Here is a 13,120-nt window from a genome sequence, read left to right as displayed (position 1 = left end):
CGAGCGTATCCCCGTCTGGTTCGACTAGAGCCCGTACTCCTCCAGCAGCCGCAGCCAGATCTCGCTGACCGCCGGGAACGCCGGCACCGCGTGCCACAGCGTCTCCAGCGGCACCTCGGCCGTGACCGCGATCGTGGCGGCGTGCAGCAGTTCGGCGACCGCGGGACCGGCGAAGGTGACGCCGAGCAGCACCCGGCGGCGCTCGTCGACGACCGCCTTCGCGCGACCCTGGTACCGCTCACCCTGCAGGGAGGCGCCCGCGACCCTGCCCATGTCGTACTCGACCACCCGCACCTCGAAGCCGTCGGCGCGGGCCGCCTCCTCGGTACGGCCGACCGCGCACACCTGCGGATCGGTGAACACCACCTGGGGGGCGCCGCGGCCGTCGGCGCTGTCACGCAGCGAGAGGGCGTCGTCGGGACGGCCGTGGGCACGCGCGACGATGACGTCGCCGCAGACGCGGGCCTGGTACTTGCCCATGTGGGTGAGCAGGTTGCGGCCGTTGACGTCGCCCACGGCGTACAGCCAGCCGGAGCCGGGGACCCGCATGCTGTCGTCCACCTGGACCGCGCCGTTCAGCTCGAGGCCGAGCTCGTCCAGCTGGAGCCCGTCGGTGGCGGGACGGCGGCCGGTCGCCACCAGCAGCTCGTCGGCCTCCACCTGGTCGCCACCGGCCAGAAGGACGGTGACGGGACCGCCATCCGCCGCCCGCTCGACCCCCGTGACCTTCGTGCCCATGCGCACGTCGATGCCGGCCGCGCGCAGGGAGTCGGCCAGCAGCTCGCCCGCGAACGGCTCCATCCGCCCCAGCAGCCGGTCACCGCGCACGAGCATCGTCGTCTCGGTGGCGCCGAGGGCGTGCAGGGCCTGGGCCATCTCGCAGGCGACCACGCCGCCGCCCAGCACGACCAGGCGGGACGGCACCGCACGCACCGACGTGGCGTTCCTGCTGAACCACGGCCGCGCCGCGGCCAGCCCGGGAACGTCGGGGACGACGGGGACGCTGCCGGTCGCCAGAACCACCGCGTGCCTGGCGCGCAGCCGCGTGACGGCGCCGTCATGGGTGGTCACCTCCACGAGCCGGTCGCCGGCCAGCCGTCCCCTGCCGCGCACGAGGAGGGCGGGCAGGCCGATGATCCAGTCGGCCTGGCCGCTGTCGTCGAGGTGCGCGACCGCCCGGTCCCGCGCGGCCAGGACGGCGGGCACGTCGATCGGGCCGGCCAGCTCCAGTCCGCGCACCCTGCTCACCTCGGCCGCCAGCTCCATCGGCCGCAGCAGCGCCTTGCTGGGGATGCAGGCGTAGTAGGAGCACTCACCACCCGCCAGATGGTCCTCCACGACGGCGCACGAGAGTCCTCCGCGCACCACCCGTCCCGCCACGTTCTCACCCGCGGGACCGCCGCCGATGACGACGACGTCCACCTCTGTGTTCTGCTCCGTCATTGTTCAGACGGTACGGCACGCCAGGGGAGGGGTCGGAGGCCCGGTCGCCCCGCCTGACAAGAGCCCGGTCCGAGATCCGCTGGTACTGGGGGATGCACCGGCGAGCGCCAGAGCCGCCAGCCCGCGTGATGGACGCCCGTAGACCGCGGTGAAGCAGTGGCCGGGAATCGGCCGGGCCGCGTCGAGGAGGAACGCCATCAGCGTGCGATGAAGATCGGGGTCCTGCCGGAACCAGCCGCGCAGGACGCTCCCCGCAGGCGTGGGTCGACCAGAAGACCCCAGGGGCAGGGAAAGTGAAGCGAGTGGACGATACAGGGATTGAACCTGTGACCTCTTCCGTGTCAGGGAAGCGCTCTCCCGCTGAGCTAATCGTCCTCGGGTGAAAACTGGAGGTGGAGACGGGATTTGAACCCGTGTGGACGGCTTTGCAGGCCGCTGCCTCGCCTCTCGGCCACTCCACCGAGCGAGGCCTACTGTCGTGGCCTCTCCGAGCGGAAGACGGGATTCGAACCCGCGACCCTCACCTTGGCAAGGTGATGCTCTACCACTGAGCCACTTCCGCGTTGCCGCTCGTTCGCGGCGACAGAGAAAACTCTAGCGGAGTTTCCGAGCGGATGCGTCATCACTCGCCCCTGCGCAGCTGCCTGGCCACGATCCGTTCGGTCGAGGGCAGCGTCAGAAAGATCTCCAGGATCCTGGTCAGCCGGTGCACCTCCATGCGGTGGAAGGCCGGGCCCTCCGAACGCGCCAGCATGAGGATGAGCGCCAGCGGGGGCAGGGGAGCGGCGATGGTGTGCAGACCCGACTCGAGGGTGGCGGCCACGGGCCTTGGCGGGGCCGTCTCGGGCAGCGGCACGTCCTGCGGGGCGCGCCAGCTGGAGTAGACGAGGGAGCGGGGCTCCTTGTCGGTGCCGGCCGCCGCCCAGTCGGCGCTGAACAGCACCGGCATGGAGTCGATCAGCGTCGGCAGCGCCCTGTCGCCCGCGGTGGTGATGTACTTGAGTATCTCCAGCTCGGGATAGGTGCCGGGGGCCTCACGCGTGGTCCACACGCCCTCGACCGTCACGCCGGGCACGGTGAGCAGGCTCTTGGTCAGCGACTCCTTCGAGGTGCCCTCGGGGCAGAAGAGCGTGAAGTCGTCGAGCGCCCTGCCTCCGCCGCGTTCGAGCACGGTGACCTGGGTGATGTCGGTTCCTGCGACGCCGAGCACGCGAGTGACCTGACCGAGGGCGCCGGGCCGGTCGGGCAGCGCGATGCGCAGTCGCAGAAGCATCCATGGCCTCCGAATATCGCGAGAACGATCCCAGGTCACACCCTATCCGCGAATAACACTCACGGCTCGACCTGCGCTAGAACTTAACAAGTGAAGATTGGCCCCCTTGAGGTGTGGCCGCCGGTGGTGCTCGCACCGATGGCGGGCATCACGAACGCGCCGTTCAGGGTGCTCTGCCGCGAGCAGGGCGCCGGTCTGTTCGTGTGCGAGATGATCACGACCAGGGCCCTGGTCGAGCGCAATCCCAAGACCATGCGCATGATCAGGTTCGCCGATTCCGAGCGGCCGAGGAGCATCCAGCTCTACGGCGTCGACCCCGACATCGTCGGCAGGGCGGCGAAGATGATCGCCGAGGAGGACCTCGCCGACCACATCGACCTCAACTTCGGCTGCCCCGTGCCCAAGGTGACGCGCAGGGGCGGCGGGTCGGCGCTGCCGTACAAGCGCAACCTGCTGCGCCGGATCCTGCGCGCGGCCGTGGGCAACGCGGGCGCGCTGCCCGTGACGATGAAGATGCGCAAGGGCATCGACGACGACCACCTCACCTACCTCGACGCCGGGCGCATCGCGGTGGACGAGGGCGTGTCCGCCATCGCGCTGCACGGCCGTACGGCCAGGCAGCACTACGGCGGCGTCGCCGACTGGGCGGCGATCAGGCGCCTGAAGGAGGCCGTCACCGAGATCCCGGTGCTCGGCAACGGCGACATCTGGAGCGCCGACGACGCCCTGCGCATGGTGGCCGAGACCGGCTGCGACGGCGTGGTGGTCGGGCGGGGCTGCCTGGGCAGGCCGTGGCTGTTCAAGGACCTGGAGAACGCCTTCAACGGCAGCGCCGAGCGGGCCAGGCCCACGCTGGGCGAGGTGGCCGACACGATGGCCAGGCACGCGGAGGGCCTGACCGAGTGCTTCGACATCGAGCGCTACGCGATCGCCGACTTCCGCAAGCACGTCGGCTGGTATCTGAAGGGCTTCACGGTCGGCGCCGAGCTGCGGCGTGAGCTCGCGACGGCCGAGTCGCTCGACGGGCTGCGCGCGAGCCTGGCCAAGCTCGATCGCGACCAGCCGTGGCCGCCCAACACCGACACGCCCCGCGGCAAGTCGGGCGAGCGCGACCGGGTGCACCTGCCGGACGGCTGGCTCGACGACCCCTACGACTGCGTGGTGCCCGAGGACGCGGAGTCCGACATCTCAGGCGGCTAGGGCCCCGCCCTGACCCCCGTCAAACGATCTCTTGACTTTATGTCGGTGCACGTGGGTAACTTGCCCACCGTGAGCGCCTCTTCCACCGAGGAACTGATCGCCGAATACGACGCCGAACGGCCCGTGCGCAAGCTCGGCGGCCGGATCTCCGCGCTCGTCACCGTCATCTCGCTGGGCCTGGCGCTGTACGTCCTGTGGTGGACGTTCTTCCCCGGGGCCCTCCAGCCGTACCGGATCGGGTTCCTCGCGGTCGTGCTGCCGCTGGTGTTCGTGTGCTTCGGGCGCGACAGGGAGCGGCCCTCGATCCTCGACTGGCTGCTGGCCGCGCTGGCGCTGGTGGCCTGCCTCTACCCGCTCGTGGTCTTCGACGAGTTCATCAGGCGGGCCTTCGACCCCACCACGCTCGACATCGCGGCCGGGCTGGCGATCACGGTGCTGGTGCTCGAGGCGGCGCGCAGGACCGTCGGCTGGATCCTGCCCGCGGTCTGCCTGGTCTTCATCGCCTATGCCTACTGGGGCGGCTGGATCCCGGTCGGCTGGTCGATCGGGCACAAGGGCTACGACCTCGACCGCGTCATCGTCGCGTTCACCATGGGCACCGAGGGCGTCTACGGCGTGCCGCTCGACGTGGCGGCCACCTACATCATCCTGTTCACCATCTACGGCGCCGTGCTCGACCACTCCGGCGCGGGCAAGTTCTTCGTGGACGTGTCGATGGCCGCCTTCCGCAGGTCGCGGTCGGCTCCGGGCCGTACGGTCACCATGGCGGGGTTCCTGCTCGGCACGGTCAGCGGCTCGGGCGTGGCCACCACGGTGAGCGTCGGCAGCGTGGCGTGGCCGATCCTCAAGCGCGCCGGCTACCCGAGGGAGCATGGCGGCGGCGTGCTGGCCGCCTCGGGCATCGGCGCGATCCTGTCGCCGCCCACGCTCGGCGCCGCGGCGTTCATCATCGCCGAGTACCTCCGGGTCAGCTACCTGCAGGTGCTGCTCTACGCCACCATCCCGACCGTGCTCTACTACCTGGGCATCTTCCTGGCCATCGAGATGGACGCCAGGAAGTACGGCACGCATGCCGTCGAGGTCGACGCGCCCCGGCTGTGGCCGCTGGTCAAGCGGTTCGGCTACCACTTCAGCTCGCTCTTCGTGATCGTCATCCTCATGGCGTTGGGCCAGTCGCCCTTCCGCGCGGTGGTCTACGCGACGCTGCTGGCCTTCGCGCTGTCCTTCCTCGACCGCGAGCACGCGCTCACCCCGCGCAGGGCCGCCGAGGCGCTGGCCGCGGGGGTCAAGGGCGTGCTGCCCGTCGCGGCGACCTGCGCGGCGGCCGGCACGATCGTCGCGGTCGTCACCCTGACGGGGCTCGGGCTGAAGGTCAGCTCGCTCATCGTCGGCCTGTCGGGCGGCAACCTGATCGTCACGGCCGTCATGTGCGCGGTGGCGGTGCTGCTGCTCGGCCTCGCCGTGCCGGTGACCGCGTCGTTCGTCATCGCGGCGGTCATCATCGGGCCCGCGCTGACCAAGCTCGGGGTGAGCTTCCCCGAGGCGTACATGTTCATCTTCTACTACGCGGTGCTGTCCGAGGTGAGCCCGCCGACCGCGCTGTCGGCCTTCGCCGCCTCGGCGCTGACCGGCGGCAACGCCTACCGGACGATGATCGCGACGTGGAAGTACTCCCTGCCCGCCTTCCTGGTGCCGTTCGCCTTCGTGCTGACGCCCGCGGGCGGGGCGCTGCTGGGACAGGGCACCCCCTGGCAGATCGCCTGGACGTTCGCCGCCTCGGCGCTGGCGGTCGTGGTGCTCGCCGTGGCCACCGGCGGGTTGGCGGGCCCTGTCGAGCGGGTGCTGTGCGGGGTGGCCGCGCTGCTGCTTCTGGTCCTGTCGCCGGTGCCGATCGCGATCGGGGCGGGTCTTGCCCTGCTGGCGCTGGCCGTCCATCTAGTGAGGAGACGAACATGAGGGTTCTGTCCATAGTGGTGGCGGCGGCCCTGGCCGCCGCCCTGACCGGCTGCGGCGGCGACCGCGGCGCCGAGCGGGCCCAGGAGAGCCCCGGAGGCGGGAAGCGGCTGTCGATCGCCACCGGCAACACCACCGGCGTCTACTACATCCTCGGCGGCGGCCTGGCCGACCTGATCAGCAAGAACCTGCCGGGGTACGAGGCCACGGCGGAGGCGACGGGCGCGTCGGTGGAGAACATCCAGCGGGTGGTGAAGGGCGACTCCGACATCGGTTTCTCCCTCGCCGACTCCGCCGCCGACGCGGTGCAGGGCAAGGGCGCCTTCACCTCGCCCCAGCCGATCAGGGCGATCGCCCGGCTCTACAACAACTACACGCAGGTGGTGGCCACCGCCGACTCGGGGATCAAGAGCATCGCCGACCTCAAGGGCAAGCGGGTCTCCACCGGCTCGCCCAACTCGGGCACCGAGGTGATCGCGCTGCGCCTGCTCAAGGCGGCCGGCCTCGACCCCGACAAGGACGTCACCAGGCAGGCGCTCGGCCTGCCCGAGAGCGTCGACGCGATGAAGTCGGGCGGGCTCGACGCGCTGATCTGGTCGGGCGGCCTGCCCACGCCCGGCATCACCGACCTGACCACCAACCTGAAGGAGGACGCGGTCTTCGTGCCGCTCGCCGACGTGCTGCCCAAGCTCCAGGCCGAGCACGGGCAGGTCTACGCGGCGGGCACGATCGGCAAGGACGTCTACCAGGCGCCCGCCGACGTGGACACGGTCGTGGTGCCCAACCTGCTGGTGGTCAACGAGTCGATGGATCCGGCGCTGGCCGAGAGCATCACCAAGCTGATCTTCGACCACAAGGCCGACCTGGTCGCCGTCTCGAAGGCGGCCTCGGAGATCTCCAAGGAGACGGCGCCCAAGACCGAGCCCGTGCAGCTGCACGACGGCTCGAAGAAGTACTTCGGCGGCTGACTGAGGGCGGCGGCCGCGCTGGACTACAGGTCCACGGGGCCGCCGCTGCGCCAGTAGACGTTGGCCTCCCTGGACAGCAGCTCCGACTCGACGAGGTAGCGGCGCAGCGCGGAGAAGTCGTCGTGGAAGGCGCGCAGCGCCACGTTCACGTCCTTCTCGGGATAGCGGACGCCCGGCTCGAACACCCTGGAGATGTGGCGGAGCACGATCTGCCGCTTCTCCCACTTGGCGGGGATCTCCTTCAGCCGTCCGTCGACCAGGAAGGTCTCCAGCACCCGCTCCTCGCCGGTCAGCCGGCGCGGGGGCGGGGCCACGGACTTCAGCAGTTCGCGGAAGCGCTCGGGCCGCGCCTGCCAGCCCCCGTCCTCGCCCCTGACGGCGAGCCCGCCCCGCCCGAGCCGTTCCAGGCACTCCTCGTCCTGCTCGGGGCGCTGTCCGAGCACCAGCGCGGCGAAAGCCCTGAGCGTGTCGTCCTGGTGGAGGAGTCCGAGGACCCGCCGGATCTCTTCGTCGTTCATAACGCTATTTTGAACCATTCGACGACCTTGACCGTCTGATCCTGCGTGATGACCAACCTGCTGCTCGCCGGGGCGCTCGCGCTCACCGCCGCTCCCGCGACCGCCATCCCCAAGGGCTTCCTGCTCTGGGAGAAGGCCGCGGCCACGAAGGACGACAACCCCGAGACCAACTGGTCCGTCAACCGGCGCACGGGCGCGCGGCTGACCGTGAACCCGTGCGACAAGGCCGCGCTCGCCTCGGCGGGCAGGGTGGCGGCGCGCACGATCGTCTACACCTCCGTGCCCGACTTCCAGAAGTCGGAGCAGGTGATCCTCTTCTCCTCCGCCGACCTCGCCACGCAGGCGATGGCGGGTCTGCGCGCCGCGCTGCGGACCTGCGCCACGATCAAGTCGGACGGGCCCGACTACCGCTACTCGGGCAGGAAGGCCGCGCTCGGGGACGACGGGCTCGCGGTGACGGGGCAGAGCTACGACGGTCGCAGGGCGGCGATCGGCGGCGAGAGGGCGATCGTGGCCCGCAGGGGGAACGCGCTGGTGCTCTACTCGCAGGCGGGGGAGTGGGGCAAGCCCGCGGCCGCCGACTTCGCGGCCCAGACCAAGGACGCGAAGAAGATCCTCGGGAAGATCTGCTCGATCGCCTCGTGCTGATTGTCACGACCTTGAGACGTGATCATGACACGATCGCGAGGTCTCGCCGGAGACCCTAGGAGGAGACGTGTGCCGGAGCGTCCTTGCCAGTCCGTTCCGGCACACGTCGATCACCGCTCCTGAGCGGGGCGCCCGCCCCGGCGTCAGAGCCGGTTCAGGCCGGTGACGTGCAGGACGGCGCGGCCCTCCTCGTCGGAGGCGGCCAGATCGACCTGGGCGTCGATGCCCCAGTCGCCGTCGCCAGCGGGATCCTTGACGACCTGGCGCACCTTCCAGAGCTCCTTCTCCTCCGTGATGCGCAGCAGGCCGGGCCCGCGCGCGTCGGCGTCGGTGAGGATCTCCTCGTGCTCGTCGTAGTAGGCGTCGAGCGCGGCGCCCCAGTCGACGTCGGGGGCCAGCTCGGCCAGCTCCGCCTCCTTCTCCACGGCGCACAGCTCGACCAGGCGGAACATCGCGTTCCTGACCAGCACCCTGAAGGCGCGCGGGTTGCCGGTGACGGGCCTGACCTTGGTCTCCAGGGCCTGCGACTCCTCCAGCGCCGCCTCCGGGTTGCTGAGCTTCTCCCACTCGTCGATCAGTGAGGAGTCGACCTGGCGCACCAGCTCGCCGAGCCACTCGATGAGGTCGACGAGGTCGTCGGTCTTCAGGTGCTCGGGGATCGTCCGGCTCAGCGTGCGGTAGGCGTCGGCCAGGTAGCGCAGCACCGCCCCCTCCGACCTGGACAGGTCGTAGAGCTGGATGTACTCGGTGAACGTCATCGCCCGCTCGTACATGTCGCGGACGACCGACTTCGGGCTGACGGTGTAGTCGGCGACCCACGGGTGGCCGCGCCGGTAGGTCTCGTAGGCGCCGAGCAGGAGCGTCTCGAGCGGCATCGGGTACATGACCTCCTGCAGCGCCTCCATCCGCTCCTCGTACTCGATGCCGTCGGCCTTCATCTCCGCGACGGCCTCACCCCTGGCCTTCTTGAGCTGGGCGGAGAGCACCTGGCGCGGGTCGTCGAGGATGGACTCCACGATCGAGACCATGTCGAGGGCATAGCTGGGCGACTCGGCGTCGAGCAGGTCGAAGGCGGCCAGCGCGAAGGTCGACAGCGCCTGGTTGAGCGCGAAGTCCTCCTGCAGGTCGATGGTGAGCCTGGCGCGCCTGCCCTGCTCGTCGGGCTCGCGCAGCTGCTCGACCACGCCGCCCGCCAGCAGTGAGCGGTAGATCGCGATGGCCTGGCTGATGTGCCGCCGCTGCCACTTGCGGTCCTCGTGGTTGTCGGTCAGCAGGTGCTTCATCGCGGCGAAGCAGTCGCCCGGCCGGTTGATGACGGCCAGCAGCATGGCGTTGCTGACCTTGAAGCGGGAGGCCAGCGGCTCGGGCTCGGCCGTCTGCAGCTTCTCGAAGGTCTCCTCGCTCCAGCCGACGAAGCCCTCCGGCGGCTTCTTGCGGGCGTAGCCGCGGCGGCGCTTGGGATCGTCGCCGATCTTGGCGAGCGCCTTGGCGTTCTCGATGTCGTGCTCGGGAGCCTGGCAGGCCACGTAGCCGATCGTGTCGAAGCCCGCGCGGCCCGCTCGTCCGGCGATCTGGTGGAACTCGCGCGCGCGCAGGCGGCGCACCTTGTTGCCGTCGTACTTCGACAGCGCGGTGAACAGCACGGTCCTGATCGGGACGTTGACGCCGACGCCGAGCGTGTCGGTGCCGCAGATGACCTTCAGCAGGCCCGCCTGGGCCAGGCGCTCCACCAGGCGGCGGTACTTCGGCAGCATGCCGGCGTGGTGGACGCCGATGCCGTGGCGCACGAGACGGGACAGCGCGCGGCCGAAGCGGGTGGTGAAGCGGAAGCCGCCGATCATCGCGGCGATGGCCTCCTTCTCGGCCTTGGAGCACATGTTGATGGACATGAGCGCCTGGGCCCGCTCCATGGCGGCGGCCTGGGTGAAGTGCACCACGTAGACGGGGCCCTGCCCGGTGCTGAGCATCTCCTCGAGCGTCTCGTGCAGGGGCGTCATCCGGTAGGAGTACACCAGCGGGACGGGGCGCTCGGTGTGCTTGACCACCGAGGTCTCCCTGCCGGTGCGGCGGGTGAGGTCGTCCTTGAACATCGCGACGTCGCCGAGCGTGGCCGACATCAGGACGAACTGCACGTTGGGCAGCTCGAGCAGCGGCACCTGCCACGCCCAGCCCCTGTCGGGCTCGGCGTAGAAGTGGAACTCGTCCATGACGACCTGGCCGATGTCGGCCGCGGCGCCGTCGCGGAGGGCGACGTTGGCGAGGATCTCGGCGGTGCAGCAGATGATCGGGGCGCCGGGGTTGACGCTGGCGTCGCCGGTCATCATGCCGACGTTCTCGGTGCCGAACAGCGCCACCAGATCGAAGAACTTCTCCGACACCAGCGCCTTGATCGGCGCGGTGTAGAAGGTGCGCTGGTCGCGGGTCAGCGCGGTGAAGTGCGCCCCGGCCGCCACCAGGCTCTTCCCCGAGCCCGTCGGGGTGGCCAGGATGAGGTTGTTGCCGGAGACCACCTCGATGAGCGCCTCCTCCTGGGCGGGGTAGAGAGTGAGCCCCCGTTCGGAGTTCCACGCGACGAACGCGTCGAAAATGGCATCGGGATCGGCGTCGATCTCTTCGGGAAGGCGGTCTATGAGGCTCACCTTCTCCATCTTGCCAAGGACGGCGGCCAACCCGTTAACGAGATCTTGTCAGGAGCCGCCCGATGCTTCGCTCTGTGTAGTCATTTGATTTCATAGAGTGATGAGACCTCGACCGCTCGTGGCCGTCACACTGGCCGTCGTGCTCGCCGCGTGCGGAACCACCGCGCCGGCCCCGCGGGAGACCACGGTCACCGCCACAGTCACGTCCGCCGCGCCGACGAGCCCCTCGCCGCGCGCGACGCCCACGTTCGCGTTCGTCCCCATCTACCGGAAGCCCAAGGACCGGGCGCTGCTCCCCGCGGAGAAGGCCATGCGCGAGCACCACCTGATCCAGGAGTGGGCCGAGACGGCCAACGACGGGTTCATCCCGCCGGAGGACATCCAGGTGATCGGCAAGCAGTGCGACATGGTGAACGCCTTCTACGACGAGGAGGAGCGGACGATCACCATGTGCTACGAGATGGTCGACTACCTGACGCAGCTGTTCGCCGTGCCGGTGGAGGGGCAGCAGAAGCCCACCGCGCAGGAGATCGAGGAGCACGTGGTGGGCGCGCTCAACGGCATCTTCTTCCACGAGCTCGGGCACGCGCTGATCGACCTCTACGACCTGCCGGCCACGGGCAGGGAGGAGGACGCCGTCGACCAGTTGTCGGCGCTGGTGCTCATCACCGAGGCCGAGAACGACAAGGACTACGGCTCGATCATCAGCACGATCGAGGCGTGGGGCAGGATGTCCAAGCAGGAGGAGTCGGGACCGCTGGACCCCGGCGTCTTCGCCGACGAGCACTCGCTGAGTGGCCAGCGCTACTACAACGTCATGTGCTACCTGTACGGCTCGAACCACAACGCCTTCCTGCCCCTGGTCGCCGACGGCTCCCTGCCGGTGGACCGGGCGGTTCGCTGCGAGGACGAGTACGCCAAGATGGCCAAGGCGTGGGCCACGCTGCTCAAGCCGCACCTGCGCGACGACCCGCCGAGCGGCACCCCCTCGCCGACGCCCACACAGTCGTCGACACAGGCACCGACGCCGACACAGGCGCCGACACAAGCACCGACACAGGCGCCGACGCCGACGGTCACAGCCGGGCGCGGGGGGTGGTGACCAGCAGGCCTCCCGCGATGGCCAGTGTCGACACGACGGGCGCGATCCCCGGCGCGAAGCCGTAGCAGGTCAGGCCCAGGAGCCCGCCGCCGACCAGCGCCGCCGCCGTCAGCGAGGTGCCCCACGTGGCCTTGCCGTACGGCAGGGCGGGCGGCTCCTCGAAGCGCGCGAAGCCGCGCAGCAGCGGCCAGAGCACCAGGCAGAGCGCCCCGAACCACACCGGCCAGCCGAGCAGCCACCCCATGCTCCCCGGCGTGGGGGTGTCGGCCCCCAGCGCCACGACCACCACGCCGGTCACCGCGAACAGCGCGGGCATGTGCCACAGGTAGACGGTCATCATCCTGGGCCCCGCCCAGGCGAGCAGCCGGTCGGTGCGCAGCCGGGTGATCCAGGGCCGCAGCAGCGTGGCGAGCCCGACCTGCCCCAGGCCGACGGCCAGCATGGCGAGCGTGGGCGGCGCCATGTTCGACACCTCGGCCCCCGGCAGCCCGATCATGCTGCCCGGGTAGGGCCCGAAGGCCACGAGGAGGGCGGCGGCGCCGAACCCCGTCACCGCGAGCAGCCCGGGCCGCCTGAGGCGCCGGTCGGCGTAGAGGAAGCCGAGCTGGTGGACGGCGAGCCAGACGAACAGGATGTTGAGGTAGCCGATCGCGTCGAGGCCCGCGGCGAACCTGACCAGGTCGGTGCCGACCGCGCCGCCCGCCAGCGCCAGCGGCGCCAGCCAGCCGTACCTGTCGTGCAGCCTGAGCATCAGCGGCGTCGCGGTGACGGCGATCAGGTACACGGCCAGGAACCACAGCAGCTGCCCGGTGAGCCGCGAGCCCACCTCGAGCGGCTGCTCGGGCACTCCCAGAGCCGCCAGCACCTGTGGAACCGGGATCCACACCGCCGCCAGCGGCAGCACGGGCCAGGCCAGCCGCCGCAGCCGCACGGCCAGCCACGCGGGCGCCGTGCCGTGCGCGCGGCGGAAGCTGATCGCGTTGGCCGCGCCGCCGGCGAAGAACACCAGGGGCATGACCTGGCTGATCCAGGTGATCACCCACACGCCCGGCATGGACAGCGCGTTGCCCGTGGTCAGGCGGGCGCCGTCGTAGGCCAGGACGGGGATCGTCCAGTGCTGGAGCACCACCAGGGCCATCCCGGCGATCCTCAGGACGTCGATGAAGGTGTCCCTTGTCTTGACCGGTGCCGCCGGTCGGTCGAGCAGGATGGTCATGGGGGAGCCTCGTTTCGCGGGGTGATGCCCCCAAGGCTTCCGTTTCGCGGCCGCGCGCACAGTGACGCGGTCCGCCGTCTTCAGGTCAAGATCGCACTACCGGGGAGGGTAGGGCTGGCCCTACCCCCTGACGCCTGCCCGCAGGGTCGAGACGGAGCTG

Annotated in this window: 10 protein-coding genes and 3 tRNA genes; 5 read left to right on the top strand and 8 right to left on the bottom strand. The window is 70.4% G+C overall.

The features are described 5' to 3' along the window. Positions 1–24 precede the first annotated feature (24 nt). From H4W81_RS18925 to H4W81_RS18905, 5 genes are all read right to left on the bottom strand, one after another. The gene (locus H4W81_RS18925) at positions 25–1,443 is read right to left on the bottom strand and encodes a dihydrolipoyl dehydrogenase family protein (RefSeq protein WP_192776031.1); all 1,419 of its coding nucleotides are present in this window, start codon (positions 1,441–1,443) and stop codon (positions 25–27) included. A 303-nt stretch (positions 1,444–1,746) separates the two neighbouring features. After that, a tRNA-Val gene (locus H4W81_RS18920) sits at positions 1,747–1,818 on the bottom strand. Positions 1,819–1,830: 12 nt separating this feature from the next. Beyond that, positions 1,831–1,904, bottom strand: a tRNA-Cys gene (locus H4W81_RS18915). 29 nt (positions 1,905–1,933) lie between these two features. Further along, positions 1,934–2,005 (bottom strand) — tRNA-Gly (locus H4W81_RS18910). Between the two features lie 60 nt (positions 2,006–2,065). Beyond that, entirely contained in the window at positions 2,066–2,716 is a 651-nt protein-coding gene (locus H4W81_RS18905; protein WP_192776030.1) for an ACT domain-containing protein, read from the bottom strand. 90 nt (positions 2,717–2,806) lie between these two features. On the opposite strand from H4W81_RS18905, the gene dusB reads away from it, so the two are divergent. The 3 genes from dusB to H4W81_RS18890 all read left to right on the top strand — a co-directional run bounded on the left by dusB (position 2,807) and on the right by H4W81_RS18890 (position 6,837). After that, positions 2,807–3,916, top strand: coding sequence for a tRNA dihydrouridine synthase DusB (gene dusB / locus H4W81_RS18900; protein ID WP_318781816.1), 1,110 nt, complete (start codon positions 2,807–2,809; stop codon positions 3,914–3,916). A 69-nt stretch (positions 3,917–3,985) separates the two neighbouring features. Then, positions 3,986–5,872 (top strand): TRAP transporter permease, encoded by a 1,887-nt coding sequence (locus H4W81_RS18895; RefSeq protein WP_318781815.1) that lies wholly within the window; start codon positions 3,986–3,988, stop codon positions 5,870–5,872. Next, complete coding sequence (locus tag H4W81_RS18890) at positions 5,869–6,837, top strand: TAXI family TRAP transporter solute-binding subunit (RefSeq protein WP_192776028.1); 969 nt, start codon at positions 5,869–5,871, stop codon at positions 6,835–6,837. The genes H4W81_RS18895 and H4W81_RS18890 overlap by 4 nt, the downstream gene beginning before the upstream one ends. A gap of 23 nt (positions 6,838–6,860) precedes the next feature. On the opposite strand, the gene H4W81_RS18885 is transcribed toward H4W81_RS18890, so the two are convergent. Beyond that, a complete protein-coding gene (locus tag H4W81_RS18885) occupies positions 6,861–7,355 on the bottom strand; it encodes a DUF2087 domain-containing protein (RefSeq protein ID WP_192776027.1) in 495 nt (164 codons plus the stop codon). Between the two features lie 48 nt (positions 7,356–7,403). Here H4W81_RS18885 and H4W81_RS18880 point away from each other — a divergent pair, with 48 nt between their 5' ends. Then, on the top strand, positions 7,404–8,003 hold the full coding sequence (locus H4W81_RS18880) for a hypothetical protein (RefSeq protein WP_192776026.1): 600 nt from the start codon (positions 7,404–7,406) through the stop codon (positions 8,001–8,003). A 143-nt stretch (positions 8,004–8,146) separates the two neighbouring features. Here the strand turns inward: H4W81_RS18880 and H4W81_RS18875 are convergent, their stop codons facing one another. After that, complete coding sequence (locus tag H4W81_RS18875) at positions 8,147–10,651, bottom strand: DEAD/DEAH box helicase (RefSeq protein WP_192780893.1); 2,505 nt, start codon at positions 10,649–10,651, stop codon at positions 8,147–8,149. Positions 10,652–10,742: 91 nt separating this feature from the next. Between H4W81_RS18875 and H4W81_RS18870 the strand changes: the two genes are divergently transcribed. After that, positions 10,743–11,744: a DUF4344 domain-containing metallopeptidase gene (locus tag H4W81_RS18870; RefSeq protein ID WP_192776025.1), complete on the top strand. Its 1,002-nt coding sequence runs from the start codon at positions 10,743–10,745 to the stop codon at positions 11,742–11,744. Here the strand turns inward: H4W81_RS18870 and H4W81_RS18865 are convergent. Continuing rightward, complete coding sequence (locus tag H4W81_RS18865) at positions 11,719–12,960, bottom strand: acyltransferase family protein (RefSeq protein ID WP_192776024.1); 1,242 nt, start codon at positions 12,958–12,960, stop codon at positions 11,719–11,721. The two genes, H4W81_RS18870 and H4W81_RS18865, sit on opposite strands and share 26 nt — an antisense overlap. Positions 12,961–13,120: the final 160 nt, after the last annotated feature.

Origin of the sequence: Nonomuraea africana, from assembly GCF_014873535.1 — a bacterium.
Taxonomy (GTDB): domain Bacteria; phylum Actinomycetota; class Actinomycetes; order Streptosporangiales; family Streptosporangiaceae; genus Nonomuraea; species Nonomuraea africana.
Note: the sequence above shows the minus strand (reverse complement) of the source record. Positions and strands in the feature narration are given on the sequence as shown.

Coding starts and splice junctions, on each gene's coding strand:
- H4W81_RS18875 (WP_192780893.1), bottom strand. CDS start 10,651: ATGGAGAAGGTGAGCCTCATAGACCGCCTTCCCGAAGAGATCGACGCC.
- H4W81_RS18905 (WP_192776030.1), bottom strand. CDS start 2,716: ATGCTTCTGCGACTGCGCATCGCGCTGCCCGACCGGCCCGGCGCCCTC.
- H4W81_RS18925 (WP_192776031.1), bottom strand. CDS start 1,443: ATGACGGAGCAGAACACAGAGGTGGACGTCGTCGTCATCGGCGGCGGT.
- H4W81_RS18870 (WP_192776025.1), top strand. CDS start 10,743: ATGAGACCTCGACCGCTCGTGGCCGTCACACTGGCCGTCGTGCTCGCC.
- H4W81_RS18865 (WP_192776024.1), bottom strand. CDS start 12,960: ATGACCATCCTGCTCGACCGACCGGCGGCACCGGTCAAGACAAGGGAC.
- H4W81_RS18880 (WP_192776026.1), top strand. CDS start 7,404: ATGACCAACCTGCTGCTCGCCGGGGCGCTCGCGCTCACCGCCGCTCCC.
- H4W81_RS18890 (WP_192776028.1), top strand. CDS start 5,869: ATGAGGGTTCTGTCCATAGTGGTGGCGGCGGCCCTGGCCGCCGCCCTG.
- H4W81_RS18885 (WP_192776027.1), bottom strand. CDS start 7,355: ATGAACGACGAAGAGATCCGGCGGGTCCTCGGACTCCTCCACCAGGAC.